This is a genomic window from Streptomyces sp. NPDC003697, from assembly GCF_053587115.1.
Genome location: NZ_JBSFNN010000020.1, coordinates 24,601 through 51,506, shown reverse-complemented (window position 1 = coordinate 51,506; position 26,906 = coordinate 24,601). Strand labels below are relative to the sequence as shown.

Sequence of the window (26,906 nt, the reverse complement as noted above, 5' to 3'; positions counted from 1 at the left end):
CCACCTCCTGGTGACGAGTGTGCGGTATGAGCATCGCGTCGGCCGTGCGCCACGGGCAGGGGCCGCAGGTCCTGTCCCGGGGACCGCCGGCCCCCACCTGCCAGGGGACCGGACGGCGAGCCGAACGGGACCCGACCGGCCCTGCCGCCGGCCGGGGCCTCGCGGTGTCACGCCGGCGGTCCGCGCCCTCGCCGAGGGGCCCGTGACCGCCGCCGGCGTGACCGGTCGGGGTCGCGCCGACGAACCCGGCTGCCGGGAGACGATCACCATGGTCCAGGCGGGCTTCGTCGTGAGCCGGTTCTTCAACGCGTGGTCGCGGCAGGGCGGGACCGGGTGCCGCCCGGATGGTCCGCGGCCCCTACTGCTCGGCCGGGTCGATGCGGCGGCCGGTGAGGCTGGTGGGCCGGATCGACACCCACATCTCGCGTTCACCGCCCGCCCACGGCGGGGTGTGGGCGTGGTGGGCGAGCCATCGCACGGTGCCGGGATCCGTCACGACACGCGCGGGCCCGACGGCGAGCACGCTCCAGCCCCGGCTCAGAGCCTCGTCCACGTGATCGACCTCGAAGGCGACCTCCGTGTCCGCGGCCGCCGCGGTGACGGAGCCGGGCGCGGTCCGGAAGACGATGGCCTCGTCGACGACGTCGTAGTTCACCGGGAGGACCACCGGCGGGCCTTCGGGCGTCCCCACCGCGATGCGCCCCACACCGTGTCCGGCGAGCAGCGAGCGGCACTCCTTCGGGCCGAGGTCCCGGAGGCGGGGGTGCAGCAGTGCCTGGCCCTGACCGGGTGGGAGATCCGTGCCTCCGCCGCGCAGTGCGGTGACCGTGGTACCCAGTGCGTCGGCCAGCCTGATGAGAGTCGCCAGGGTCGGGTCGCCGGGCCGTTCCTCCAGGTACGCCAGGTAGTGGGGCGACATCCGGGCACGCCGGGCGGTCTCCTCCCGGCTGAGCCCCTGCCTCCGGCGTGCGCGGCTCACACGCCTGCCGATGTCGCCGGGGCCTGTGGTGCCCGTCGGCGGGGCAGTCACGGGCACGGCCTCCGCCTCACCGGTGTCCGGCCGGGACTCGCGCCGGACGCCGGCGTGTCCGTGTTCGAGGTGCCGGACGTGGGCGTCGGGTCCGGGGAACACGAGCGTCACTTCGTCGGTGTCGGACCAGCGCACGTCGTAGGGAGGCGTTCCGTCGTCGTGGTGGAGTCCGACGATCTCGCCGTCGCGCCGGGACGCGCCGGTGGCCGACCTCTCGATGACGAGCTGGTCGCCGAGGCGAGCTCGCATGATCGCCGCCCCTTCCCCAGACTGGTGCTGTATCCACCCTGCCACGCGGGCCGAACCGCCGCTCGGGGCGAGAACGCCGTGCCGGCGAGGCGGCCGGCCGTACACGGGAGGCGCCGTGCACCACCGGCAGCCGGTCCACCGCCGTCAGGTAGCGCGCCCCACGGCACCGTCCGTGGTCCGGTGGTCGGCGGCCAGAGTCGCGGTCACCACCGGATGCACGCCGAGCGTGCCGTCCGCGGTCCACGGCCGCTCGACGCCGCGCCGAAGCCGACGAGCGCCCCCTGGGGCGGATGGATGACCCCGAACACGTCCTCCGCGCCCTGAGCGCCCAGGCTGCTGACGGTCAAGGTCGCGCCGGTCGTCTCGCCGTCGTGCAGCCGGCCCCGGCGAGTGCGCTGGGCCGGGTGGCCGGACGGCTCAGTCCACGTCACCGCCCGCCCGTAGCCACGGCGGCGGGCCGGGCCGCGGGGCCGCAGGACCAATGGCCCTTCCCCCGGCCCGCATGGCTCTGGCGGCCCGCCGTCGTGTCGGCGGACGCTGCGGACGTGGGCCCGAAAGGACGGCCGGGCCGCCGGTTGCCGTCCGCAGTGCGCCAGGAGGCCCATCGTGAGTACCGACGCCGATGTGAACGCTTCCCCCGCCTCCGCGTCCGGCGGGCTCGTCATGGACAAGGACGGTATGGCGGCGCTCGTGGAGGTGCTGTCGCGGCGCGGGTTCACCGTGGTCGGGCCGACCGTGCGCGACGGCGCGATCGTCCTGGCCGAGCTCGGGTCGGCCGACGAGCTGCCGTACGGCTGGGGTGTGGAGCTGGAGGCAGGGCGGTACCGGCTGCGGGAGCGGCCGGACGGCGCGGCCTTCGCGAACGCCGCGGGCCCCCAGTCGTGGAAGTCGTTCCTGCACCCGCCGCGGGTGCGGGAGTGGAGCGCCGACCGGGTGGAGGGGGAGCTGGTGTTCACGGCCGACGAGGCCGCGCCTCCCCGCTACGCCTTCCTGGGCGTGCGTCCCTGCGACCTGCGGGCCATCGCCGTCCAGGACCGGGTGCTGACCGGTGGGACGTACCGCGACCCCGGCTACGCGGGGCGGCGCCGCGGTGCACTGCTGATCGTCGTCGAGTGCACGGAGCCGGGCGCCACGTGCTTCTGCGTCTCGATGGGCACCGGACCCGCCGCGGGTTCCGGCTACGACCTGGCGATGACCGAAGTGGTCGACGAGGACGGGCACCGCTTCCTCGTCCGCGGCGGCAGCCCGGAGGGCGCGGACATCCTGGCCGAACTGCCCGCCCGCCCGGCCGACGCGGAAACCCGGGAGGCCGCAGGCGCGGCCGTCACCGCCGCCGCGGACCGGATGGGACGGACCATGCCCGAGGCCGACCTGCGGGAGCTGATGGCCGGGACCCTCGACGCGCCCCGCTGGGACGACGTCGCGGGCCGGTGCCTCACCTGCGGCAACTGCACCATGGTGTGTCCCACCTGCTTCTGCACCACCACCGAGGACGTCACCGACCTCACCGGCGACCACGCGGAGCGGTGGCGGCTGTGGGACTCGTGCTTCGACCTGGACTTCTCCCATCTGCACGGCGGTCCGGTGCGCTCCTCGGAACGCAGCCGCTACCGGCAGTGGATGACCCACAAGCTGGGCACCTGGTACGACCAGTTCGGCTCGTCCGGCTGCGTGGGCTGCGGACGCTGCATCGTGTGGTGCCCGGTCGGCATCGACATCACCGAGGAGGCCGCCGCCCTGCACGACTGGACGCGGTCCGGAGCACCCGGGGAAGCGGCGTGGTGACCGGGACGCGGGCCTGCCGAGTCCCTCCCGCGGCCCCACGGCCGCCGGGAAGCGGGCCGCCATGACCACCGTGCTGCCCCCGCTGCCGTACCGCGTCGCGGACGCCCGGAGCGAGACCGCCGACACCCGGTCGGTCGAACTGGTACCCGCCGCCGGCCGGGCACTCCCGCCCTTCGCGCCGGGGCAGTTCGCGATGATCTACGCGTTCGGGGTCGGCGAGGTGCCCGTCTCGGCCAGCGCACTGCGCGGCCGCCAGGGAGGCCTCGTGCACACCGTGCGCGCGGTGGGCGCGGTCTCGGCCGCGCTGTACCGGCTGCGCCCGGGTGACGCCGTCGGACTCAGCGGGCCGTACGGCACCGGGTGGGACCTCGACGCGGCAGCCGGCCACGACGTGCTGGTGATCGGCGGCGGCATCGGGCTGGCTCCGTTGCGGCCGGTCGTGCACGCGGTCCTGGACCGGCCGGCCGCCTACGGCCGCCTCTCCATCCTGGTGGGCGCCCGTACCCCCGCCGACCTGGTGTACCGCGACGAGATCGAGAGCTGGCGCGGCCGCGCCCGGGTGGAGGTGACCGTCGACCGGCCCGGCCCCGGCTGGCGGGGCTCGGTGGGCGTGGTCACCGCGCTCCTGGACCGCCTCCACCTGCGCCCCGAACAAACCTGTGCCCTGGTGTGCGGACCCGAGGTCATGATGCGTCACACCGCCCGCGCCCTCCTCGTCCGGGGCCTGGTCCCGCACCGCGTCCAGGTGTCTCTCGAACGCAACATGCGCTGCGCCACCGGTCATTGCGGCCACTGCCAGCTCGGCCCGCTCCTGCTGTGCCGCGACGGGCCGGTCGTCGGCTACGACCGCGTGGAACGCCTGCTCCTCGTGAGGGAGTTGTGACATGGTCACCGAACCCGGACCGGCCACCGGCAAACGGCCGTCGCTCGCCGTGTGGAAGTTCGCCTCCTGCGACGGCTGCCAGCTCACCCTGCTGGACTGCGAGGACGAACTCCTCGACCTCGCCGAGCGCGTACACATCGACCACTTCGTGGAGATGACCCCGGTCGAGGGGTCCGACGGGGAGCGCGTACGGCTGGACGGCCGGGGACCGTACGACCTGTCCCTGGTCGAGGGGTCGATCACCACCGCCGAGGACGCCGAGCGGATCCGGCACATCCGCAGCGTCTCCCGGTACCTGGTGACCATCGGAGCCTGCGCCACCGCGGGCGGCATCCAGGCCCTGCGCAACTTCGCGGACGTCGACGAGTTCCTCGCCGCGGTCTACGCCCGACCGGAGTACATCGCCACCCTCAAGACCTCGACACCTGTCTCCGCCCACGTCCCGGTCGACTTCGAACTGCGCGGCTGCCCCATCGACCGCCGCCAGCTCCTCGAGGTCATCACCGCCCACCTGGCCGGACGCAAACCCCGGATCCCCGGCCACAGCGTCTGCTTCGAGTGCAAGAGGCGCGGCACCACCTGCATCACCGTGGCCCACGGCACCCCCTGTCTGGGCCCGGTCACGCACGCCGGATGCGGCGCCATCTGCCCTGCCTACGGACGCGGGTGCTACGGCTGCTTCGGGCCCACGACCCGGCCCGACCTGCGCTCCATGGCCGCGCAGTTGCGCCACGACGGGATGAGTGAGCGGGACATCCAGCGTGTCCTCCACACCTTCAACGCCGCGTCACCCGAATATGCCTCCGTACCCGACGTCGCGGCCGAGAAGCAGCACAGCCCTCGGGCCGGCACGGACAACCGCCCCGAAAGGCCCGCATGAACGCTCGCGGTACCCGCGTCCTGCGACTGGACGCGCTGGCCAGGGTGGAGGGCGAAGCGGCCCTCCACCTGCGCGTCCAGGAGGGCGCGGTCACGCAGACGCGGCTGCGCATCTACGAACCGCCGCGCTTCTTCGAGGCCTTCCTGGTCGGCCGGGGCCACACCGAACCTCCCGACATCACCGCGCGCATCTGCGGGATCTGCCCGATCGCCTACCAGATGAGCGCCTGCCGGGCCATCGAGGACGCCTGCGGTGTCACCGTGGACGGCCCGCTCGCGGACCTGCGCCGCCTGCTGTACTGCGGCGAGTGGATCGAGAGCCACACCCTGCACATCTACCTGCTGCACGCCCCCGACTTCCTCGGACGCGCGGATGTCGTGGAACTCGCCCGCGACCAGCGGGCCGCCGTCGAACGCGGCCTGAGGACCAAGCAGGCCGGCAACGCGATCCTCGAACAGCTCGGCGGCCGCGCCATCCACCCCGTCAACGTCCGGACCGGCGGGTTCTACCGGACGCCGGCACCGGAGGAACTCCGCCCCCTGGCGGAACGGCTGCGACGGGCGCGGGAGGACGCGCTGGAGACCGTCCGCTGGGTGGCGGCGTTCGACTTCCCCGACGCCGTGTGCGACCACGACCTGTTCGCGCTGCGCGATCCCGGCCGCTACGCCATCGACTCCGGGACACCCGCGGTCAGCACCGCTCGTGGACGGATCCCCGAGGTGCGTGAGTTCCCCCTGGCCGACTTCGAGGAGCATGTCCGGGAAGGGCAGGTACCGCACTCCACCGCCCTGACCGCCACTCTCGACGGCCACCGGTACCTGACCGGCCCGCTGGCCCGCTACGCCGTCAACGGCCGGTGGCTGCACCCGGTGGCCGCGGAGGCGGCGCGCGACGCCGGACTGGGCGACCCGGCGGCCGGCGCCGTCTGCGACAACCCCTTCCGGAGCATCGTCGTACGCGCCGTGGAGGTGGTACACGCCGTCGAGGAGGCCCTGCGGATCATCGACGGATACGAACGGCCTCCCCGGCCGGCCGTCGAGGTCCCGCCGCGCCGGGGGACCGGCGCCGGGGCCACCGAGGCGCCCCGGGGGCTGCTGTACCACCGCTACGCCCTCACGGAGGACGGAACGCTCACCGAGGCCCGCATCGTCCCGCCCACGGCCCAGAACCAGACGGCCATCGAGGAGGACGTGCGCAGGGTGGTCCAGGCACGCCTGGACCGGGCAGGGCCGGCCGCCGACGACGAGGAGCTCACCCACTTGTGCGAACGGGCCATCCGCAACCACGATCCGTGCATCTCCTGCGCCGCCCACTTCCTCGACATGACCGTGGAACGTCCTTGAACGGCCGCGTGGTGGTGATCGGTGTGGGCAATCCCCTGCGCGGCGACGACGGGGTCGGTCCGGCAGCGGTGGAGGCGCTGCGCAGCCGTGTGCCCGACGGCACCGTCCTGGCCGTCAGCGACGGCGAACCCGCGCGCATGCTCGACCTGTGGCAGGGCGCCGACACGGTGATCGTGATCGAGGCACTCCGCGCCCGGCCGGCCCGGCCGGGCGAGCTGCACACGCTCACGGCGGCGGAAGCGGCCGGCCGTTGCCCGGGCACGGCCAGCACGCACGCCCTCGGGCTGGGGGAGGGCCTCGCCCTGGCCGAGGCCCTCGGCCGGCTGCCACGCAGGCTCGTCGTGCACGCCGTGGAAGTGGCCGGCACCGAGCTCGGCGCCGGCCTGAGCGAAGCGGTGCGCTCGGCGCTCCCCGGCCTGGTCGACCGTGCCGTCGCCTCCCTGCGGCAGGCGCACGAACGCAACCACTGACGCCACACCCGGCCCGCTTCCTCCGCGGCGCGACCAGCCGCGCGCTCGTGGTCCAGCAGGAGCCGGGGCTTGCGCTCCAGCAGGTCGGCTCCGCGCAGCGCGGTGGCGAGACTGCGGCGCAGCCGCAACCGCAACCGCAGCCGCCCGGCCCGGCGCCACCCGGCGTCCGTGCACGCTCACGACGGTGCACCCTCCCGCGGCGGGCGGTGGGCGTCGATCAGATCGGCCGGGATCATGCCGAGCCGGCCGCGGGGCAGGGTGGTCAGCATCTCCCAGGCGCGGTGCCTGAGCGTCCGCCCGTGTACGAACAGTTCACGGGCCGTCAGCAGCGCGGTCCGTCCCTGAGCTCAGCGGCGTGCCGCCGGTACGGCGACGCGGTGCGCCGTGCGGCGGCCAGGCGCAGCCGGTGACCAGGGCCCACGGCGTGTCGTCACCGGGGTCGCCCCAGGGCGAGGCGGCGAGGGCAGCCCTCATCGTCCCCCGGCTGCACCCGGGCCGCGGTGCGGACGTGCCCGAGCAGCCGTACCGGCTCGGGGCGCCGGACACCGCCTGGCGCAGTCCGGCCCGCGCGGGTCCCCCCCCGGCAGGCGCTGGATAGGGCCGTCATGCCGTCGCACCAGGGCCGTTCGGCTCTTGGCAGGGAGGGTGAGAGGGGAAGACTGGCGCGGTAGGCAACTCGACCGAGTGGAGTCCGGAGGCCATCGTGAACGCGCACGAGAACTTCTCCGCGGAGGCCGAGGCCCGCCGGTCCGTGGCCTCCCGTCCCTGGAAGCCCGGTGAAGAGGCGCAGCAGGACATGCTGGTCCGCTATCTGGGAGCCGTCGCCACGGCCGCGGCCAGACACACCGGCACCGGGGCTTCGACGGCCCCGGCCCGCGGCACCGCCCGCCCGGCACCGTCGGCCCCCTCTCCCACGCGACCGCCCGCACCGCCGGAGGCCGGGCTCGCGCCGGTGCGGGACGTGATGGACGTGCCCGCCGCGTCCGTGCAGGAGGACCTGCCGTACCGCGACATCGCCCGCCTGCTGGCGAGCGAGCGGGCCGGCGTGGTCCCCGTCGTGGACGCCGAGGACCACGTGGTCGGCGTCGTCTCGGAGTCCGACCTGCTGGCGAAGATCGCCTTCGATGCCTCCGGTCACCGGCCCGGACCTATCGACAGGCTGCGCGAGCGCCGCCTGCACGGCAAGGCCCACGGTGAGACGGCCGCCGACCTGATGACGAGCCCGGCGATCACCGTGCTGCCGGGGGCGACGGTCGCCGAGGCCGCCTGGCTGGCGGCACTGTCCCGGCTGAAGCGGCTGCCGGTCACCGATCACGAGGGCCGCCTCGTCGGCGTCGTGCGCCGCGAGGCGCTGCTGCAGACGCTGATCAGGGACGACGCGGGCATCCGCGCGGAGGTCGAGGCCCGCATCGAGGCCTTCTGCCCTCAGGACGACCGGAACACCATCGGGGTGGCGGTGCACGACGGCATCGTGGAACTGACGGGACGCGTGCCGACCACGACGATGGACCGGCTCGTGGCCGAGGTCGAGGGGATCACCGACGTCGTCGAGGTGAAGAACCTCCTCACCGCCGCCTGACCCGTCTGCCCCCGCACAGCCACGCCCGGAGCGGACCTCGCACCGCGGAGGCCGGACCTCGCACCCCGGAGGCGCAGACCATGTCGCGAACCATCACCGCAGGTCTCGACGGCTCGCCCGAGAGCCGGGCGGCTGCCGAATGGGCGGCGCGCGAGGCGCGGCTGCGCGGCCTGCCGCTGAGGCTGCTCCACGTGTGGGAGCCCCCGCCCCTGCCCGTCGCCCGCGCTCCCGCGCCGGCCCCCGGGGCGGTCCGGCACCGGACCGAAGGGATGCCGCTCGACTCCGAGGAGGGCATCCGGCTGCGCCACCCCGGCATCGAGGTGGTGACCGATCAGGTCACCGGTGATCCGGCCGCATGCCTGGCCGAGGCGGCGGAAGGTGCCGAGCTGCTGGTCCTCGGCTCGCGCGGGATCGGCGGGATCGCCGGGTTCACAACCGGCTCGGTCAGCCTGTTCGTGATCGCCCACACCGTACGTCCCGTGGTGCTGGTCCGGGCGGGCGAGCAGGCCGCCGACGAGCACGGGACCGACCCGGCCGGCGTGCCGTCCGCGGGGACCCCCTTCCGGCCCGTCGTCCTCGGCCTCGACACCGGTGCCCCGGACGAGAGGCTGCTGGAGTTCGCCTTCGACGCCGCCGCCCGCCGGAACGCCCCCCTGCGGGTGGTGCACGGCTGGAGTCCGCCACCCACCTACCTGTACGGCATGTCCGCCGACCTCCATCCGCAAGGCTCCCTCGCGAGTCGCGAAGCGGCCGTTCTCACCGAGGTGCTGCGCCCCTGGAGGCAGAAGTTCCCGGACGTCCGGGTGATCGAGGCGAGCCGGTACCAGAACGCCGCGCCGGCCCTCGTCAGCGCCTCCCACGACGCCTCCCTGGTCGTCGTCGGCCGGCGTGTCCGCACCCGTCCCCTCGGCGCCCGCATCGGTCACGTCACCCATGCCGTCCTGCACCACGTCGCTGCTCCCGTCGCCGTCGTCGCGCACGGCTGAGCCGCCGTCCCGCACGGTGCGTCGCACCGTCGAGGACGACCCTTCCGTCTCGATCACGGCCTGACCCGATCCTTTTGCGACAGCCACCTCGCCGGGCACGCACCACGGCCGGAGCCGGTAGAGACGGTCCGCCGACAGGCACGGCCGTCGATGCGGCGGCTCGGCCACCCTGCCGGACACCTTCGTCGGCTACCGTGCGCTGGGATCGACGCCTGGTGCGGGTGGAGGAGCAGGGGATGAACGCGGCGGTGGGTGCCTCGTCGGGCCCGGGTGAGCTGCGGCGCCGCCTGGGGGCGGCCGATGCGGTGGTGATCGGCCTGGGGTCGATGATCGGGGCCGGGGTCTTCGCGGTGTTCGGCCCAGCGGCCGAGGCGGCCGGTTCCGGGCTCCTGTTCGCCTTGGCGCTGGCCGCGGTCGTGGCCTACTGCAACGCGACCTCGTCGGCCCGGCTGGCCGCCCGCCACCCCGAGTCCGGGGGGACGTACGTCTACGGCCGGGAGCGTCTCGGCGGCTTCTGGGGCCATCTGGCCGGCTGGGCGTTCGTGGTCGGCAAGACCGCCTCCTGCGCTGCCATGGCCCTGACCGTCGGCGCCTATGCGTGGCCGGGCCAGACCCACACGGTCGCGGTCGCCGCCGTGGTGGCGCTGACCGCGCTCAACTACACCGGGGTGCACAAGTCCGCCTTGCTGACCCGTGTCGTCGTCGCTGTCGTCCTTGCGGTCCTGGCTGCCGTGGTGGTCGCCTGCTCGACCAGCGGCACCGCCGATGCCGCGCTCCTGGACACCGGCGCGGACACGACCGTCGGCGGGACCCTCCAGGCCGCCGGCCTGATCTTCTTCGCCTTCGCCGGCTACGCCCGGATCGCCACGCTCGGCGAGGAGGTGCGGGATCCCGCCCGCACCATTCCCCGCGCGATCTCTCTCGCGCTGGGCATCACCCTCGTCGTGTACGCGGCGGTCGCCGTGGCCGTGCTCGCGGTGCTGGGGCCGGACGGCCTCGCGCGAAGTGCCGCGCCGCTCGCCGAGGCAGTGCGGGCCGCCGGTGTCCCGGGTCTGGCTCCCGTCGTGCGCGCAGGCGCGGCCATCGCCGCGCTCGGGTCGCTCCTCGCACTGATCCTCGGCGTCTCGCGCACCACGTTGGCCATGGCCCGCGACCGTCACCTTCCGCGAGCCCTGGCCGCGGTCCACCCGCGCTTCCACGTTCCCCACCGAGCCGAACTGGCCGTCGGCGCCGTGGTCGCCGTTCTGGCCGCGTCGGTCGACGTGCGAGGCGCGATCGGCTTCTCCTCCTTCGGTGTCCTCGCCTACTACGCCATCGCCAACGCGGCGGCGCGGACGCTGAGCCCGGACGAAGGACGACCGCCCCGCCTCGTGCCCGTCATCGGCCTCGCGGGCTGCGCGGCCCTCGCCCTCGCCCAGCCCCCGGCCACCGTGGCCTCCGGCGCCGCCGTCCTCGTCGTCGGGGCCGCCGTGTACGGCGTGCGGAAGGCCCTGGCCGACCGCTCGCGGCGCTGACCCTGCTGATCTCCGTCACCGCCCGGTCCATCACTCCCGCGGGCGGCGCCGCCCGCCGGCCGGTCCGTCGTGCGCTGTCCGGACGGCGGGCTGCCGCACCGCGCACCGCAAGCGTCCGGGAAGCGCGCCGCCCCGGCCCTTCCACCTCGCGCGCAAACGATCGGCGCCCCGGGTCGTGCCCGTCGGCCGGACGCTTCCCCCGGCCCCGGCTCCGTTCAGCGGCTCGCGGCAGCGCCTGGACCGGCGCACGACGGGGCCGACGGCGTTTCGGCCTGGCGGTGCCCCGGCAGAGGGATTAGCGTGGTTCACAGAGCGGTCGTGGTTCCGAAGTCGTTCGCCCGTGGTCACTTTGCCCGCGGGCGTTTTTGCTGCGCAGCCCTCTCCGGACCAGGGCGATTACCTCCGGACCCGCAGCATCACGCGGGCCCGACCCCCGTCGAAGGAGACAGGCATGGCACAGGGAACTGTGAAGTGGTTCAACGCCGAGAAGGGTTTCGGCTTCATCGCGCAGGAGGGCGGCGGCCCGGACGTCTTCGCCCACTACTCCAACATCACCGGTCAGGGTTACCGGGAACTGCAGGAGGGCCAGCGCGTGGAGTTCGACGTCACCCAAGGCCAGAAGGGCCCCCAGGCGGAGAACATCCGCGTCATCTGATCCGGCACCCGGACGGGCCCGGTCCCCCGGCGTCTTGGAGGGCGCCGGGCCCGCCCGCATCCCGGTGCCGCGCCCCGACCCGGGCCGGCCGATCGACCTCCGTCCCGTCTTGCCGGTGGGCAGCTCCCGCACCCGCGCCGCCGTATCGGCGACCAGCTGCACGGCATGCGCGGGCGAGGCGTCCGCGAGGCGCTCCACCAGGCCACGATTCCGCGCACGCGCGTCCTGGTCTCCCGTTCGCAGCTGACGCAGGCCGCGGCGAAGGAGATCGGACTAGAACCCAATGGTCAGACCGTGAGGGGCGATCCGTATCTCGGCGCGATGTCATGCCGTGTGTTAGTGTCATGCGCTTGCGTGGTCGTCGCGGTGGGCGATTCTGCCTGTTCGGTTCCGCTTGTGCGTGGGCTGTTCAATCCTGCCGGGCCTTCCTCGGTACGTTCCCCTGCGGAAGGCTGTTCTTGAAGTATCCCGATGACTCCGGCATCGCTCACGGTGGTCCCGCCCAGCCCGAGGCCACGACCCCGGCGGCGTCCCCGGCCGTCTCCTTCGCAGGTCTGGGACTGCCGGTGGAGGTGCTGCGGACACTGAGCGGACTGGGGGTGCGCGAGCCCTTTCCGATCCAGGCCGCCACACTGCCCGATGCCCTGAAGGGGCGCGATGTCCTGGGGCGCGGGCGCACCGGATCGGGCAAGACGCTCGCCTTCGGCCTGCCGCTGCTGGCACGTACGGCCGGGCGGCGCGCCGAACCGAAGCAGCCCCTCGCTCTGATTCTTGTGCCCACCCGGGAGCTGGCCCAACAGGTCACCCAGGCGCTGGCGCCGTACGCCGAGGCACTGCGGCTGCGGATGGCCACGGTCGTCGGCGGCATGTCGATCGGCCGGCAGGTCGCCGCGCTGCGCCAGGGAGCCGAGGTGGTCGTCGCCACCCCCGGGCGCCTGCACGACCTGATCGAGCGCAACGCCTGCCGCCTGGGACGGGTCAGGATCACCGTGCTGGACGAGGCCGACCAGATGTGCGACTTGGGATTCCTGCCGCAGGTTGCCGACGTGCTCGACCAGGTGCACCCCGACGGTCAGCGGATGCTGTTCTCAGCCACTCTCGATCCCGACGTCGATCAGCTGGTCCACCGCTACCTCCACGACCCGGTCGTCCACTCGGTGGACCCGTCCGCGGGCACGGTCACGACGATGGAGCACCACGTTCTGGTCGTCCACGGCCCTGACCGCTACGCCGTCACCACGGAGATCGCCGCTCGTGACGGCCGCGTACTGCTGTTCCTCGACACCAAGCACGCCGTCGACCAGCTCACCCGGCATCTGCGGGCCAGCGGGGTGCACGCCGGGGCCCTGCACAGCGGCAAGTCCCAGCCACAGCGCACCCGGACCCTGGCGCAGTTCAAGAACGGCCAGGTCACCGTTCTGGTGGCGACCAATGTCGCGGCCCGTGGCCTGCACGTCGACGACCTCGATCTCGTGGTCAACGTCGACCCGCCCACCGACCCCAAGGACTACGTGCACCGGGCGGGCCGCACCGCCCGCGCCGGTGAGTCCGGCATCGTGGTCACGCTCGTACCGGCGGGCCAGCGCCGCGAGACGAGCCGAATGATGGCCGAGGCCGGCATCGAGGCGACCGTCACCAAGGTGCGCTCCGGCGAGGCGGAGCTGAGCCGGATCACCGGCGCCAAGGCTCCCTCCGGCATCCCGCTCGACGGCGGGCCCGCCGTTCCCCGGCCCAAGAACACCAACGCTCCCTTCCGTGGCCTCGGCACCAGCAAGGACACGTCCCGCGGCGCCGGCGGCAAGTCCCGAAAGGCCGGCGAGGCCCGCAAGCTCGCCGAGGCCCGTAAGGCGGCCCTGGTGCGTCGCAACGGCTGAGAGCCGGTGCGCTGGCAGCGAATCTCGTGGCCAGGGATCGACAACCATCGGCCCAGTCCGAAGCCCGTCCTGCGCCCCGAAGCGAACGCCCTCGGCAGTGAGAGGGATACCCGCCGAAACGGAACAGGATGATGTTGCCGGCGCCCCGCACTGCGCTCGGCATGACAAGCTGTGCTTGCCCATCCCCGAACCCAGGAGGTCACCATGACCGCAGAGCCCACGTCTACGGAAGGTTCGGAGCCGGCTGCCCCCGAGACGTCCCCTCTGGCGCCGGACAGCGACGGCAACTACGACCTCAAGCGCAAGTTCCGCGAAGCCCTGGCGCGCAAGCGCGGTGCGCAGGCGGACGCCGCCGATGCTGCCGTCAACCCGGATGCGTCGAAGGTGCGCGCGGCGCACGGCCCGGCTGCGAGCCAGCGGTCGTTCAGGCGCAAGAGCGGTGGCTGAGTCGATCAGTCCCGCGGTCCGGCCGGCTCAACCAGCACTCTGAGCGCCACCACTCGCGCGCCCCGTGCAGTGGCCCGCAACGTCCCCTGTGCGCGCTGCGGGCGAGGCCTGGCCGGCGGTCTCGCCTGTGGGAAGGGCCCAGCCGCCGTCGGCGCGGGTCGGTGGCGCCTCCGTGCTGGAGTTCCGGCCAGGACGTCCGGCCGCCGACGCTGCACGGTGGCCGGACGTGGCTGACGGCCCGGTGCGACGCCGGCGCGTCTGGCCACCCCCGTCGGCGTTGCCCCCGAGCCGTCCGCATCAAGCAACGCCGATGAGAAACTCGCCGGCCCGCGCTGCCTGACCGAGCAAGCCACGCCCGGCCAGTGTGACGAAGCGCCTCGTCAATTCGAGAAGGGCCATGCCCGGCAAGCGGGCCCTCTAGCTGTGCGCGCACACGGCACGGACACCATCGAAGTCCTCGCCGACCCTCGCCAGAGCCATCGTCGGGGTCGTCCGACGACGCGGTCCACCGCCGGCGCCCTGTCGAGCAGGGGCAGCAGCTCGTCGCTGCATGTATGTGTTTCGGCCCTTGCTCATCTCCCGATCGATGTGCGATCTTAGTCTCATTCCAGCCATGGAAACGTTTCCGTGAGGAGGTGGGGCGGATGGCCACGATCAAGGATGTCGCGGCACGAGCCGGCGTCGCGCTGGGTACCGCATCCCGTGTGCTCAGCGGCAGCAGTCAGACTTCGGCCGACTCCCGTGCCCGTGTGCTCGCGGCCGCCGCCGAGCTGGGATACATCGCCAACGGCCCCGCCCGTTCGCTGCGGCGTGCCCGTACGGACGTGCTCGGGTTGCTCGTCTCGGACATCCGTAACCCGTTCTTCTCCGAGCTGGCTCACGCCGCAGAGCAGGAGGCGCGCCGCCACGGATACACCGTGCTGCTGGCCAACGCGAACGAGGACGCCGAGCAGGCCGACGCATACCTTCGGACCTTCGCCGCTCAGCGCATCGACGGCCTGCTGTTCTCCCCGCAGAGCACCGTCTCGCCGCAGGTTGCCGCCACGCTCGCGTCCGGACTGCCGGTCGTGTTCCTCAACCGCACGATCGAGGGCGTCGACGCCCCGCTGTACGGCACGGACAACGCTCAGGGCGTGCAGCAGGTGCTTGCCTGGCTGGAGCGCCGGGGCCACCGCGACGTCGCCTTCATCGGAGGCCCGGACTCGATCTCCACCGGCGCCGAGCGCCGCGCCGCCTACCTCGCCGGGCGCCAGGCACACGGCATCAGCACCGACGACAGGCTGCTCGACGCCGGTGACTTCCTGGCTGGCGGAGCGGCCGAGGCCATGTCCCGCATCCTCGACCGTGGCGTCACGTTCACGGCCGTGTTCGGCGCGAACGGTCTGACGACCCTGGGAGCCGTGCGCGCCCTGCGTGAGCGGCTCGGCGCAGAACAGGCCGCCCGTATCGAAGTCGTCTCCTTCGACGACCTCGACTGGTTCGAGTTCGCCTCTCCGCCCATCAGCGCGGTGCGCAACGACGCGTCGTCGATCGGCCGGCTCGGTGTACGCGGGCTCGTCGACCTCATCGCCGGCCGCGCCACACTCGGACAGCGTGTCCCCACCACCTTCGCCGACCGGTCCGCGCAGGACATCCGATGAGCACGCGAATCGCCCTCGGCGCCGCCCCCACCGAGGACGCCGGCTTCCTCAGCCCTCCGCGTCGTCAAGGCGCAACGGTGCAGCCCACCTCGAGACCGACGCCGTCGACGGTGATGCCGCCCTGGATGCTTTCCTCTCCCACGATCCCGGCGTCTTCACAGGCACAGCCGCCGAGGTGGAGAGCACTCCTCGGGGCCCGGCGCCGAGCGTGCGATGCCCGGCAGGGCCGTCGCCTGCGCTTACGCGATCGCGCAGCGTGCGACCAACACCCGCACGAGGCACCCACCGTCGCTGTCACACCAGACCCAGCACCACAACCTCCGTCCCCAGTTCGACGGCAGGCAGTGCGCCCGTCCTGAAAGGAACCACCGATGAGGGTCGCCCTCGGCGCGGACCACGCCGGATATCCGCTCAAAGATGCCGTCCGGCAGGCCATTGAGGCTCTCGGTCACGAGGTGATCGATTGCGGCACCCACAGCTGCGACCCTGTCGACTTCCCGGACATCACCCGCAGCACCTGCGAGGTGGTGCTCTCCGGCTCCGCCGATCGGGCGGTGCTCGTATGCGGCACCGGCCAGGGCGCCGTCATGGCCGCCAACAAACTGCCCGGCGTCCGTTGCGGTCTCGCCCACGAGCCCTACTCCGCCCACCAAGCAGTCGAGCACGACGACGCCAACGCCATCGCCATCGGGGCCTGGCTGGTCCCGCACGCACTCGTGCCCGACATCGTCCGTGAGTTCCTCGGTGCCGTCTTCGACGACGACGAAGAAACCCGCCGCCGGGTCGCCAAGCTCAACGCGCTCGACGCCCTGACCTCGGCCTCCTGACAAGCCGCCCGCACACCCCTTGAGCGGGTGAACTCTCTCTTCCGCTGACACCGAAGTGCCCCGCCCGCGAACGACTGCGCCGGGCGCCTGTTCGTCATGCCCAGAAGCACGCAGTCAGAGGATCCGGCCTCCTCCTCGTGCGGCCCCATCCTCCTCACTGCGCAGACGCCGGCTTCTCTCCGGCAACCCACCAAGGAGATCCCCCATGTCCATCAGCGCCCCCGCCGGACGGCGAAGCGTGCTCGGCTCCAAGGACCGCGTCAAGACAGCAGTCGCCGCGGGCCTCGGCACCAGCGTCGAGAACTACGACTTCATCGCATACGGCACCGCCTCCGCGCTCTACTTCGGAGCGGTCTTCTTCCCCGAGAGCGACCGGTTCGTCGGCACCCTGCTCTCCTTCGCCACCCTCGCCGTCGGTTTCGTCATGCGACCGCTCGGAGGAGCCATCGGCGGCTACTTCGCCGACAAGGTCGGCCGCAAACCCGTCCTCGTCACGGCGATGCTCGTCATGGGTGCCGCCACCTTCCTCATCGGCGCGCTGCCGACCTACGGACAGGTCGGCGTGCTCGCACCGATCCTGCTCGTGGCCCTCCGCATGCTGCAGGGCCTGGCATTCGGTGCCGAATGGGGCGGTGCGATCACCATGGCCTACGAGCACGCGCCATGGCACCGCCGCGGCATGTTCGCCGCGATCCCCCAGTCCGGCAACCCTCTGGGCATTGCTCTGGCCAGCGGCGTGTTCGCGTGGAGTGACACCCTCGACGGCAACTGGCAGTGGCGGACGCCCTTCCTGCTCAGCGCCGTCCTGGTGATCGTCGCGCTGATCGTACGTTCCCGTCTCACGGAATCCCCCGAGTTCCAGGAGGCCCAGGCAACCGGCAAGACCGAGAAGAACCCGCTCCTCGCGACCCTGGCCGGCGATTGGCGCGGCATCGTGCGTGTCATCGCCTTGCGCGTCGTGGAATCCTTCGCCTACTACTCCACCGCGACCTACCTGCTCAACTACATCACCGAACGCCACCCCGACCTCCGGCCCGTGGCCCTCAGTGCGATCACCGCCGCCAGCGTCCTCGCCATGGCAGTCACCTTCCTCGCCGGCGCACTCACCGACCGCATCGGACGCCGCCCCATCTACATAACGGCCTGTACGGCGGCGATCCTCTTCGCCTTCCCGATGTACCTGCTCACCAACTCCGCCCGACCCGCGCTGGTGGTGACGGTGTTCATCATCGGCATCGGCCTCATCCACGCATCGCTGACAGGAACCCAGGGCTCTCTGCTCACCGAGCAGTTCCGCACCGCCACCCGTACCTCGGGCGCCTCGCTCGGCTACCAGGTCGCCGCGGCCATCGGCGGCTTCGCACCACTGCTCGCCGCCGCCCTGGTGGGCGCCTTCGGGTGGCCGGGCGCGGCGCTGCTCTACCTCGGCGCGGCCTTGATCGGTCTCGTCGGCATCCTCGCGACCAAGGAGACCTGGGGCCGCCAGGAGCGGGAGCGGGTGCTCCGCCTCGTTGCAGAAGAAGGCCGTGCCCAGACCGCGGCCGGCACTCCGGTGAATGCCGTCCTGCCGCCCTCGCCTGGCTCTCGGTGAACTCGTCGCGGCGACGGTGTCCGCGCGGGTGGGGGTGCGGGCTGAGTTGATCCGCACCCGTGTGGAGCAGACGGCCGCCATCACGTAGCCGATGCCGCGCGCTTCCAGGCCGGCGACGAAGCCGAGGGTCCTGCCCGTGGGCTTCGTCGCCGGTCACTCGCGTCGCCTCCAGCAGGCTTCGCGTGCGTACCCCGCGCCGTAGGCCGCCTCGACGCGTGCGCCGACGCGAGCCGCCTCGCGCTCCTCGGTGGTCTTCCCCGTCGGTATCGGTCAGTGGCTCGACGGCGGGCGCAGGCGCACGGGGACGGAGGCGTGTCCGTTGCTGATGAGGCTCGGCAGCCTCTTCAGCGCGGTTCGTTCCGTGGCGAGTTGGGCGTCGGGGAAGCGTTCGAAGAGCAGGCGCAGCGCGGTGGCGACTTCGAGCCGGGCGAGCGGGGCACCGAGGCAGAAGTGAACGCCGTGTCCGAAGGCGAGGTGTTCCTTGCTGGGGCGTGTGGCGTCGAAACGGTCGGCCTCCTTGTGCCAGTCGGGGTGGCGGTTGGCGGCCGCGTAGGAGGCGAGGATCGCCTCGCCGGCCTTGATCGTCCGCCCGCCGGGGAGAGGGATGTCGGTGCGGGCGTAGCGCAGGGGAAGGTGCTTGACCGCGGGCTGGTGGCGCAGGGTCTCCTCGACGACGTCCTGCCAGGTGCAGCGGCCTTCCCGGATGTGGGCGAGCTGCTGGGGATCGGTCAGCAGGGTGGTGATGGCCTGGTCGATGACGTTGACGGTGGTCTCGTATCCGGCGCTGATCATCAGCAGGAGCGTGTCGCGTAACTCGGCGTGGCGGAGGGCGGAGCCGTCTTCCTCGTCGCGGGTGGCGATCAGCAGCGAGGTCATGTCCTCACCGGGCTCAGTGCGCTTGGTCTCGATCAGGGCGTCAAGCAGGCCGCGGAGGGCGGCGGTGTTCGCGGCCTGCTCCTCGGCGGAGAGGTGGGTGGCGAACACATTGTCCACCACGGTGCGGAATTCGGTGCGCTGGTCGGCGGGGACTCCCATGAGCTTGCCGATGACAGCGATCGGGAGCGGGTAGGCGAGGTGCTCGCGCAGGTCGACCGTCTCGCCGGCCGGGAGGGCGTCGAGGATGCCGTCGACGAGGGCCTCGATGTCCGCCTGGAGGGCGGCGGTGCGGCGGGCGGAGAGGGCGGGGGCGACCATGCGGCGCAGCCGGCTGTGATCCTTGCCGTAGGCGGTGAACATGTTCTCCACCGCGACCCACAGGGCCAGCGGCCAGGTGGCGACGGTCTCGGCGAAGGCCGGCCAGTGGGCGCGGCCGTCCTTGGAGACGTCCTTGCTGGTCAGGAGCTGCTTGAGGAGGGCCGGGTCGGAGACGGCCCAGGCGCGCACGCCGAGGATGTCCACCGGCGTCGCCGGGCCGCGCTCGCGCAGGGCCTGGTGTTCGGCGTCCGGGTCGGATCCGGTCGGGTCGAGGACGAGTATCTGCTGTTCGGACACGGCTGGGTCTCTTTCAGCTTGTGGCGAAGGTGACGGGCAGGGCGGCCAGGGAGCGGGGCGCCGGACGACGTCGTCCCGGTGGCCGTCGGGGTCCATCTCGGGCAGAGCGTCGAGGACGTGGGGGATGGCGGCTTCGGCGATGAGGGACGCGTGCGATCCGGCCGGGCCGCTGTGCGGGCCGGTTCCCCAGGTGAAGTGGGCCCGATTGCGCACGAGTTCCGGGTCCGTCCGCCGAACGTATTGACTCCAGCAGGCGGAGTAGGTCGGGACAAGGCCACCGCGCACCTCCTGCGTCGGACTGCCCGTTCACCATGGAGAGTTGCACGGTGGCTGCCCCATGCGCAGGGAGCGGAGACCGTCACCGGATGCACGCCCCGGGCATCCGCCGGCGCACACCCGCACGGTGATCGCCTACACCATCACGCGCGGCGCCATCTCCGAGCGTGTCGTTGCACGCGATCTGAACCGGCTGATGGACAACGGGCTCGGGTCTTCGTGACGGACGGCGCGGCCTCGTTCTCCGATCGCGCCGGCCGGCTCCAGCCGGCGGAAACAGCGGCTTCCGCGCTTCCGGGTGCCCCCGACGGGCGTCTCGTCACCGCAGGAGGGCGCATCGCCCCTCGTCGCCGGCCCGCAGCGGCATCACGGGCCGCGGTGCACTCCCGTCGTGCTCAGGTGTCACGGCGTTTCCGCGCGGGGTCCTCCCACGCCGGGTCCACGGGGATGTTCCAGCCCCTCAGCATGGAGAGGATCTCCGCCCGGGTCCTCGGCAGGGCGAACCGGAAGGCGCGGTCGAGGACCGCTTTGCTCTCCAACAGGTTCTCCAGGAAGGTGAAGTGGGCCGTGTCCACCAGCTCGCCCGCGGGACTCTCCTCCAGGCCCTCGATGAACTCGAAACAGCGCGCCAGGAAGTCCTCCTCTTCGGGGGTCGGCTCGGCGGACATCATCAGGGGCTTGAACAGCGGGTAGACGAGTACCTCGGACAGGAACGTCCCGGGGTGGGTGTTGACCTGGTCCCAGTGGTTCACCTGCGACGCACGCATGCCGTGCCGTCGGGCCGCCTCGTCGACGTGGGGAACGACCTCGGGCAGGAGCCGCACCAGCCGCTCCACCAGTTCCCCTGAGGGAATTCCCTGCATATCCGTACTCCTTCGTTGCGAGCAGCAAAATACCGCGCCGCCGGCCGGGTGGGCTTCCGGCCGGCGGCGTCCTCGGCAAAGGGTCAGGCCATCGGAGCGACTATGTAGCAGTCACCGAAGAGGACGCACCCCGCGCCCTGTCCGTCGGGGACGACGTCCAGCGGGTCCGTCAGGGACTCCGAGAGCTGCTTGGTCGCCTCCTTGACGCCGTAGTTGTAGATGTCCGCCGGGTACTGGGCGGCACTGAGGGCGCCGCCCACCACCCCGAACGCCTTGGCGAAGCCCCGTCCCTTGATCCTTTCACCCGAGGGCACGGCCCGCTGGGGCGCCCTGGGATGGAGGTTCTCGGGCACGGCGAACTTCTGCCCGGTGACCTCGCTCATCGATTCCGCCGAGATGACGGTCTTGATGAGTTTGGACACCGTCTTCGCGAACTCAGGCTTGGCCTGCACGTTCTTCGTCACCACTCCGGCGACGTCGTCCGCGTTGAGGGCCGTCCAGAGTTCCTTCGACTCGTTGAGCGCGACCTTCCGGTCGGCGTCGGAGAGGATGCCCTTCCCGGTGCCCTCCTTGGCCTTGCGGTCGTCCTCCAGCAGGTCGCGCAGACCACCCAGCTTGGCGACGGCCTTCTCGATGTGCCACTTCGTTCCGTCGCCGCCGAAGCCCTTGCCCTCGTTCATCTCCTCGATCAGCGCCGTGGCCGTCTTACCGTCGCCCTTCACGTCCGAATCGGCGACCATCGGCCGGATGTACAGCTCCTCGATGATGTCCTTGAGACGCTGGTTCTCCACCGGAGGCATGTAGGCACGCTTCTTGTGCATGCCCGGGTTGGGATTCTTCTTCGGCTTCGGCGACTTGGGGACGACCCTTCCGCCCACGCAGGTCCCGGGCGGGGCTGTCCGGCAGTACTCCATCATCTCCGGGTCGTAGTTGCCCGTCGGGTCGCTGCGGCGCAGCGGGTTGTTGTGGCCGTAGGCGTAGCCGTTGAGCTGCTGCGGGTCCGAGGGGTCGACCACCGCGTCGGCGCTGAGGAAGCGGCCCGTGTCCGGGTCGTACTCCCGGGACCCGAGATGGGTGAAGCCGGTCGCGTCCTGAGTGCCGCCGACGAAGCCCTTGGTCCCCGGCCAGTTCCCGGCCGGCAAAGTCGTGCCGCGTGCCCCGCCGAAGGGCAGGTTGCGGCGCTGCACCATGGCCTGGGTCGCCGCGTCGACGGCGAGTTCGCCGGTGCCGTGGTGGTCGCCGATCACGAACGACAGCGTGCCGTCGTCCTGGCGCACGGCACTCGCCCCACCGAGGTCGTAGTACCGGCGTGCCGTCGTCTTGCCGGTCGACTTGGTCCAGGTGATCTCGGTCGCGCCCAGGTACAGCGTCGAACTGACACCGGGGACACGGCTGATCAGCCGCTTGCCGTCCGCGTCGTACAGGTACTCGGTGACCGAGGAGCCCTTGGTGACCGAGGCGAGGTTGCCCTCGGAGTCCCAGACGAACGACTGCTTCGCCCCGCCGCTCGGGGTGCGGGACTCGGTGCCGCCGCCCGGCTCGTAGGTGTAGGTGTCCTTCCCGGTCACGGCGCCGGTGGAGGAGACCGACGTCAGGGTGTTCGGCTGGTTCTTCCCGTTCTCGTCGTAGCGGTACGTGCGGGTGACGTCCCCGCCGGTCTTCCCGGCGGGATCGTGCAGGGTGTCGGTGTCGCGGTTCCCGGCCGTCGTGTAGGTGAACGACTGCCAGTACGGGCCGGGTCCGCCGAGGGCGGTCTTGCCGGGGTCGCTCGCGCAGTCACCGGCCGGGGTCCACGCCTCGGTCAGCCGCTGGAGGTAGTCGTAGCGGAAGCACTGCCGGTCCGTGCCCTGGCGCGAGGCGTCGGTGGCCGAGGTGACGTTGCCCGCGTCGTCATAGGCGTAGGTGACCGCACGGTCGACCCCGGGAACGCCCTCGCGTTCGGCCCGGCTGGTGGACAACAGCTGGGTGCCCGGCTCGTAGGTGTTGTTGATCCAGGCCCGCTTGCCCGCGCTGCCCAGCTCCAGCTCCTCCAGCTTCCCGGTGAGGCTGTAGCGGGCGTTGCCGACGTAGGTGCCGAGACCTTCGGCCTTCACCACGCGCTGCAGACCGTCGTAGGTCGGCGCGACCACCTCGGCGGGCAGGTTCCCCGCCGCCGGGTAGCTGGCGGACTTGACCGTCCCGTCCAGGTTGTATGTGGTGTTGGTCTGGTAGCTCACCCCTGCCGTGCCGCCGAGTCCGGGTTCCGACGCCGGGATCGACACGGTGGTGCGCAGCGGCCGGTACAGGTTGTCGTACGCGTTGATCGTCTGCGTGTACTTCGCACCGCCGGCGCCGCCCACGTAACGGGTGGAACTGCCCAGGTACCCCGTGCGCACGGTGTCGAAGGTCCAGGAGGCCAGCAGCGGCCCCGTGGTCGAGTCTTCCCGGGTCTCGGTGTGCCTGCCGAGCCGGTCGTAGACGAAGGCGAGCGTCTTCTTGCGGCCGACGTCCGTGGTCGTGGTGACGCGGTCGGCGTCGTCGTACGTCGTCCTGGTGGTGCCGGAGTCGGGGTCGGTGGAGGTGAGCTGACGTCCGAGCAGGTCGTAGGTGAAGGAACGGATCGTCTTGTCCGGGCTGGTGACCTTCGTCAGGTGCCCGTTGGCGTCGTGCTCGTAGAGCGTGCTGTCGAATGCGCCGGTCGGCGACGCGCCGTGGAACTCGCGCAGTTCCGTGACCTGGCCGGCCGCGTCGAGCACCGTCGCGGTCGGGGTGGCGCCGGCCGGCGGGTCGACGGTGACCAGGTCGGCGCTGTGGGTGGTCGTGGTGCGGGACAGCTCCACGCCCACGCCGTTGCCTCGGAGCGCCTTGCTGACGGTCTGGCGGCCGAGACCGTCGTACTCGTTGACCGTCTGGGAGTCCACGGCACCTTGTTCGGTCACTCCGAAGAGCGTGCCCGTCGGCGCACCAGTCGCGTAGTAGGGCGCGTACTTCCGCTTGACCAGGCCGCGTTCGTCGTAGAACGTGTCGTCGATCAGGCGTCCGCCGTCGGGGCCTGCGGACTGCGACTGCCGGGGCCGCAGCCAGCCGTCGTAGAGGATGTACGACGCCTGCTGGCTGCCGTCGTTCAGCAGCTTCTTGGCGACGACCGCGGCGATGGAATTTTCCTTGATCTGGTAGCCGTACTCCAGGCTGGGCGTCGGGCTGGATGCCTTGGGACGGTTGGCGAGCCAGGCCTTCGTGAGCCGGCCCAGCGCGTCGAACTCCGCGTCGCTGCGCTTGCCGTTGGCGTCGATCGTGGCGGTGGGAAGCGAACGGACGCCGTCGAACTCCGTCACGACGGACTGAGCGCTGGACGGGGTGCCGGCGACGAGTTCGGTGCCGGTCACGGTCAGTGTGCCGGGCTTGGTGGTGGTGGCCGCGGTGAAGACGGTCGTACTGGTCGCGCCGGACGAGTCGGAGGTGGAGCGGGCCCGCCCGTACTCGTCGTAGCTGGTGCTCTTCCACCGGTACCGGGGCGTGGTTCCGGTGTAACCGACCAACTCCTCCGACTTGGTGAGCAGGCCCCGCGTCGGCGCGGCCCCGAAGCCGAGGGAGTCGTAGGTGTTGCGCTTGCGGGAGAGCAGGTGCGCCGGGTAGGTGACGGCCGTGCCACATGCCACGTCCAGGACCTCGACCTGCTGGGGCAGGGCGCGCAGCCAGTTGGTGGCGTTGTCGGCGTACGTGGTGGTCGTGCACTGCTCGTCGCCGGACGCGGCTTCGCCGAGATCGCTCTCCTTGATGACCCGGCCCTCGTCGTCATAGGTCGTCGCGGTGGAGGTCTGCTGCCAGGTGCCGTCGTGCTTCCGGGCCCAGGAGCGGGTCGCAGACGTACCGGTCAGGTTCGCGGTGACCGTGCCCCAGTCCCGTACCCGCTTGGCGGTCTCCTTGCGCCACGGGGTGTTCAGGGTCTTGCTCTCCACCGTACCGTCCGGCGCGGTGTACTCGACCGTCTTGAGTTCGGTCCCCTGGAAGGCTTCGTGGTCGACGACGTCGCCGCCCTCGCCGTCGGGGACGGTGACGGACTTGCTGCCGCCCGCGGCGTTCTTGCGGTCGCCGTCCATGCCGCGCAGGAACAGGTGCTCGGTCAGCGAGCGCATGCCGGCCCAGCCGCCGGTCTGTACCTTGACCCGGCCGTAGCCGTGCCACTGCGACCAGGTCCGGTACTGCTCCTTGGTCAGGCCGTCGTCGTCGGCGTAGTGCCAGGCGGCGCCGTCGAGGTAGGAGTACGTGGTGACCATGTCGTCGCCGCCGCCGGTGCGGTCGGTCGCGGTGACCTGGGTGACGACGTACTTGTTGAACCACTCCTGGACCGGGTCCGCCGCACCGGCGGGCTGCCAGTACTGCGGGAAGCAGCGGGTGGTGTTCGTCTCCGGGTCGGGCAGCGCGTCGAAGTCGCACTCGGGAGCCGAGTAGGCGACGTCGATCGACCCTCCCGACTCGTCGGAGACGTTGGACAGCCGGTACTTGATGAAGGGCGCGACACCGTCGCCGAGCCGGTCGAGGCGGTTGGGCGCCTGCTTGTAGCCGAAGGTCACCCTGGGCAGGGTGATCGAGGGGTCCGCGGACAGACCGGTGTGCTGGACGGAGTCCAGGAGCAGGGCGCGGTCGATGTCCGCGTCACCCCACTTCTGGGTGAACGTCCAGGCGTCGGCGTCGGCGTAGCCGCCCGAGGGCTGCAGGATCTGGGTGGTGACCTTGGAAAGCCGCTTGCGGGACCAGAAGGACGGGGCGAAGCGGCCCTTGTCGCAGTCGGTGCCGGTCTTGCAGTTCAGGTAGTACGGAGTGTCCTCCCAGCGGTCGGGGTTCTTCTCGATCTCCGTGGCGGCGCAGTCGGCGGCCGCGGCCTCGATGCACCGCTCGGTGTTGGTGAAGAGGACCTTGCCGACGGCCTTGGCGGTGAACAGCGTGTCGCTGCGCCGGCCGTACTCGATGCGGTCGATGACACCGCCGCGCTCGTACGACGTGTCGTCGGCGGCCACGCGGTTGCGGCCGTAGGAGTTGGTCTCCGGGCTGTACCAGTACGACATGGCGTTGCCGTTGAGGTCGACGACGTAGTCGAGGTTCCAGCGCCACGCCTGCTGGCACCAGGACGTGGCGAAGGTGGCCTGGTGGCAGGGTTCGCCGGTGTCGTTGCCGAAGACGGGGACCGTCCAGGCGGACTTGGTCTCGGGCTTGCCCGCGCTCCAGCCGGGGAGGCGGTTGTAACCGAAGAAGTACTGGAGACCGTCGGTGGTGGTCACCTTCCAGTACTCGCCGTCGTCGTCGCCGTTGGCCCGGTCCGCGCCGGTGAGCTTCTCGACGCGGGTGCCGTCGTCGTTGCGGATCCGCCAGGTGTCCTTGCCCGCCGGGATCAGTTCGCCCGCGCGGCCGTTGAAGCTGATGGTGGCGTTGTCGTACCCCCAGCACTGATCGCCCGGGGCGTCGTCCTTGCTCCAGCTGCCGTCCTCGCCGCACGGCTTGTAGCGCCGCTCGATGAAGCCGGTGTTCATGTCGAAGCCGGAACCGACCCAGGAGGACTGGTTGTTGCTGGTGGTGGTCTGGCCGTCCACGGCGCCCGAGGAGTAGCCGAGGGACAGCTTGGGCAGCAGCCCTCCGGGCACGGTCGGGGCGGTCAGCGGGTAGGACCAGGAGAAGTCACCCGTCTGAAGGCTGGTCTGCCACATGGCGGACGACGACAGCGGTGTCGCGGTGTAGTCGCCGGAGCCCGTGGAGCCGCTGCCGGGGTCGGCCACGGCGGCCAGCACGACGGGGGACGCGGCGGGGCGCAGCGCGACGGAGTCGGCGGAGACCGTGCGCTTCTCACTGTCGTTGCGGCCGGCCACCGGGGCGGTCTTGCGGCAGCGGGGCAGCTTCGGCGTGGTCAGCGCGCAGGAGGGCAGGGTGACGAGACGCAGCCGGGCGCCGAAGTCGCCGCCGTACGCCTCGCCGAACGCGGAGTAGTCCAGGCTGACACCGACGCGCGGGGCACCGGAGTCCGTGCGCGCCGGGTCCGCGGCGCTGACGGAGAGCAGGACTCCGTCAAGGCCGAGACCGCGTGCACGGTCCTGCGGCAGGAGCCGCACCTCGGCCTTGGCGGGGTCGGTCGCCGCTGGTGCGGGCAGCAGCCGGACGGGCATGCCCGGAACACGCTGGGGCGTGGCGGCGGCACCCTTGGCCGGTGCGCCCGGGGCCTTCTTGCCGGACTCGGTACGGGAGGTGGCCGCGGGCGTGAGGGTGACCGTCGCGGTGCGGGCTGCCGGCCAGGCGGCGCGGAGCGCCCGGCGGTGCCCGGAGGCCAGTCCGTCACGCTTGCGCGGCTTGGTCCTGAGCGCTGTGCCGGGGACCGGGTGGTCGGCTTCGACGGGCGCCGTGTGCCTGGTGCCACCCGGTTTCGACGCGGCCAGCGCCGGATCGGCCTGGAACACCGAGCAGGCCATGAGCGCGGCCAGCGCCAAGGCGGTGGAGCGAGGGAGACGGGCCGCACGCAGCGGCCGTATGGGTCTGGACAACCCGATGGTTCCTTACG

Annotated in this window: 19 protein-coding genes and 1 pseudogene; 14 read left to right on the top strand and 6 right to left on the bottom strand. The window is 72.0% G+C overall.

What is annotated here, in order from left to right; genetic code table 11:
• Nucleotides 1-358: 358 nt before the first annotated feature.
• The gene (locus ACWDNY_RS11235) at nt 359-1,279 is read right to left on the bottom strand and encodes a pyridoxamine 5'-phosphate oxidase family protein (protein WP_451645479.1); all 921 of its coding nucleotides are present in this window, start codon (nt 1,277-1,279) and stop codon (nt 359-361) included.
• Nucleotides 1,280-1,482: 203 nt separating this feature from the next.
• Complete coding sequence (locus ACWDNY_RS11230; protein WP_451645478.1) at nt 1,483-1,710, bottom strand: 2-oxo acid dehydrogenase subunit E2; 228 nt, start codon at nt 1,708-1,710, stop codon at nt 1,483-1,485.
• A gap of 232 nt (nt 1,711-1,942) precedes the next feature.
• Between ACWDNY_RS11230 and ACWDNY_RS11225 the strand changes: the two genes are divergently transcribed.
• The 14 genes from ACWDNY_RS11225 (at nt 1,943) to ACWDNY_RS11160 (ending at nt 17,753) form a co-directional block, all read left to right on the top strand.
• Nucleotides 1,943-3,064 carry a 4Fe-4S dicluster domain-containing protein gene (locus ACWDNY_RS11225; RefSeq protein WP_451645523.1) on the top strand — a complete coding sequence of 374 codons (1,122 nt, stop codon included), beginning with the start codon at nt 1,943-1,945 and terminating at the stop codon, nt 3,062-3,064.
• A 61-nt stretch (nt 3,065-3,125) separates the two neighbouring features.
• On the top strand, nt 3,126-3,947 hold the full coding sequence (locus ACWDNY_RS11220; RefSeq protein WP_451645477.1) for an FAD/NAD(P)-binding protein: 822 nt from the start codon (nt 3,126-3,128) through the stop codon (nt 3,945-3,947).
• A gap of 1 nt (nt 3,948) precedes the next feature.
• Complete coding sequence (locus tag ACWDNY_RS11215; protein WP_451645476.1) at nt 3,949-4,827, top strand: NADH-quinone oxidoreductase subunit B family protein; 879 nt, start codon at nt 3,949-3,951, stop codon at nt 4,825-4,827.
• On the top strand, nt 4,824-6,170 hold the full coding sequence (locus ACWDNY_RS11210) for a Ni/Fe hydrogenase subunit alpha (protein ID WP_451645475.1): 1,347 nt from the start codon (nt 4,824-4,826) through the stop codon (nt 6,168-6,170). Before ACWDNY_RS11215 ends, ACWDNY_RS11210 begins: the two co-directional genes overlap by 4 nt.
• Entirely contained in the window at nt 6,167-6,640 is a 474-nt protein-coding gene (locus tag ACWDNY_RS11205) for a hydrogenase maturation protease (RefSeq protein WP_451645474.1), read from the top strand. Before ACWDNY_RS11210 ends, ACWDNY_RS11205 begins: the two co-directional genes overlap by 4 nt.
• A 703-nt stretch (nt 6,641-7,343) precedes the next feature.
• Nucleotides 7,344-8,219 carry a CBS domain-containing protein gene (locus ACWDNY_RS11200; RefSeq protein WP_451645473.1) on the top strand — a complete coding sequence of 292 codons (876 nt, stop codon included), beginning with the start codon at nt 7,344-7,346 and terminating at the stop codon, nt 8,217-8,219.
• 80 nt (nt 8,220-8,299) lie between these two features.
• Nucleotides 8,300-9,205, top strand: coding sequence for a universal stress protein (locus ACWDNY_RS11195; protein WP_451645472.1), 906 nt, complete (start codon nt 8,300-8,302; stop codon nt 9,203-9,205).
• A gap of 236 nt (nt 9,206-9,441) precedes the next feature.
• Nucleotides 9,442-10,719 (top strand): APC family permease, encoded by a 1,278-nt coding sequence (locus ACWDNY_RS11190; RefSeq protein ID WP_451645522.1) that lies wholly within the window; start codon nt 9,442-9,444, stop codon nt 10,717-10,719.
• Nucleotides 10,720-11,170: 451 nt separating this feature from the next.
• Nucleotides 11,171-11,374 carry a cold-shock protein gene (locus ACWDNY_RS11185; RefSeq protein WP_451645471.1) on the top strand — a complete coding sequence of 68 codons (204 nt, stop codon included), beginning with the start codon at nt 11,171-11,173 and terminating at the stop codon, nt 11,372-11,374.
• Between the two features lie 458 nt (nt 11,375-11,832).
• Entirely contained in the window at nt 11,833-13,248 is a 1,416-nt protein-coding gene (locus ACWDNY_RS11180) for a DEAD/DEAH box helicase (protein ID WP_451645470.1), read from the top strand.
• A 204-nt stretch (nt 13,249-13,452) separates the two neighbouring features.
• Entirely contained in the window at nt 13,453-13,695 is a 243-nt protein-coding gene (locus tag ACWDNY_RS11175) for a DUF5302 domain-containing protein (protein WP_451645469.1), read from the top strand.
• Between the two features lie 644 nt (nt 13,696-14,339).
• The gene (locus ACWDNY_RS11170; RefSeq protein WP_451645468.1) at nt 14,340-15,335 is read left to right on the top strand and encodes a LacI family DNA-binding transcriptional regulator; all 996 of its coding nucleotides are present in this window, start codon (nt 14,340-14,342) and stop codon (nt 15,333-15,335) included.
• A gap of 371 nt (nt 15,336-15,706) precedes the next feature.
• The gene (locus ACWDNY_RS11165; RefSeq protein WP_451645467.1) at nt 15,707-16,162 is read left to right on the top strand and encodes an RpiB/LacA/LacB family sugar-phosphate isomerase; all 456 of its coding nucleotides are present in this window, start codon (nt 15,707-15,709) and stop codon (nt 16,160-16,162) included.
• A gap of 205 nt (nt 16,163-16,367) precedes the next feature.
• Nucleotides 16,368-17,753 (top strand): MFS transporter, encoded by a 1,386-nt coding sequence (locus ACWDNY_RS11160; protein ID WP_451645466.1) that lies wholly within the window; start codon nt 16,368-16,370, stop codon nt 17,751-17,753.
• Between the two features lie 9 nt (nt 17,754-17,762).
• Here the strand turns inward: ACWDNY_RS11160 and ACWDNY_RS11155 are convergent.
• The 4 genes and pseudogenes from ACWDNY_RS11155 to ACWDNY_RS11140 form a co-directional block, all read right to left on the bottom strand.
• Nucleotides 17,763-17,919 (bottom strand): annotated as a pseudogene (locus ACWDNY_RS11155) (IS701 family transposase); the annotation flags it as partial.
• A 104-nt stretch (nt 17,920-18,023) separates the two neighbouring features.
• Nucleotides 18,024-19,244 carry a cytochrome P450 family protein gene (locus ACWDNY_RS11150; protein ID WP_451645465.1) on the bottom strand — a complete coding sequence of 407 codons (1,221 nt, stop codon included), beginning with the start codon at nt 19,242-19,244 and terminating at the stop codon, nt 18,024-18,026.
• 671 nt (nt 19,245-19,915) lie between these two features.
• Nucleotides 19,916-20,383 (bottom strand): hypothetical protein, encoded by a 468-nt coding sequence (locus ACWDNY_RS11145; protein ID WP_451645464.1) that lies wholly within the window; start codon nt 20,381-20,383, stop codon nt 19,916-19,918.
• Nucleotides 20,384-20,466: 83 nt separating this feature from the next.
• Nucleotides 20,467-26,889 carry an RHS repeat-associated core domain-containing protein gene (locus tag ACWDNY_RS11140; RefSeq protein ID WP_451645463.1) on the bottom strand — a complete coding sequence of 2,141 codons (6,423 nt, stop codon included), beginning with the start codon at nt 26,887-26,889 and terminating at the stop codon, nt 20,467-20,469.
• Nucleotides 26,890-26,906 lie beyond the last annotated feature (17 nt).

Coding starts and splice junctions, on each gene's coding strand:
- ACWDNY_RS11215 (WP_451645476.1), top strand. CDS start 3,949: ATGGTCACCGAACCCGGACCGGCCACCGGCAAACGGCCGTCGCTCGCC.
- ACWDNY_RS11210 (WP_451645475.1), top strand. CDS start 4,824: ATGAACGCTCGCGGTACCCGCGTCCTGCGACTGGACGCGCTGGCCAGG.
- ACWDNY_RS11195 (WP_451645472.1), top strand. CDS start 8,300: ATGTCGCGAACCATCACCGCAGGTCTCGACGGCTCGCCCGAGAGCCGG.
- ACWDNY_RS11185 (WP_451645471.1), top strand. CDS start 11,171: ATGGCACAGGGAACTGTGAAGTGGTTCAACGCCGAGAAGGGTTTCGGC.
- ACWDNY_RS11165 (WP_451645467.1), top strand. CDS start 15,707: ATGAGGGTCGCCCTCGGCGCGGACCACGCCGGATATCCGCTCAAAGAT.
- ACWDNY_RS11190 (WP_451645522.1), top strand. CDS start 9,442: ATGAACGCGGCGGTGGGTGCCTCGTCGGGCCCGGGTGAGCTGCGGCGC.
- ACWDNY_RS11170 (WP_451645468.1), top strand. CDS start 14,340: ATGGCCACGATCAAGGATGTCGCGGCACGAGCCGGCGTCGCGCTGGGT.
- ACWDNY_RS11225 (WP_451645523.1), top strand. CDS start 1,943: ATGGACAAGGACGGTATGGCGGCGCTCGTGGAGGTGCTGTCGCGGCGC.
- ACWDNY_RS11160 (WP_451645466.1), top strand. CDS start 16,368: ATGTCCATCAGCGCCCCCGCCGGACGGCGAAGCGTGCTCGGCTCCAAG.
- ACWDNY_RS11145 (WP_451645464.1), bottom strand. CDS start 20,383: ATGCAGGGAATTCCCTCAGGGGAACTGGTGGAGCGGCTGGTGCGGCTC.
- ACWDNY_RS11220 (WP_451645477.1), top strand. CDS start 3,126: ATGACCACCGTGCTGCCCCCGCTGCCGTACCGCGTCGCGGACGCCCGG.
- ACWDNY_RS11175 (WP_451645469.1), top strand. CDS start 13,453: ATGACCGCAGAGCCCACGTCTACGGAAGGTTCGGAGCCGGCTGCCCCC.
- ACWDNY_RS11235 (WP_451645479.1), bottom strand. CDS start 1,279: ATGCGAGCTCGCCTCGGCGACCAGCTCGTCATCGAGAGGTCGGCCACC.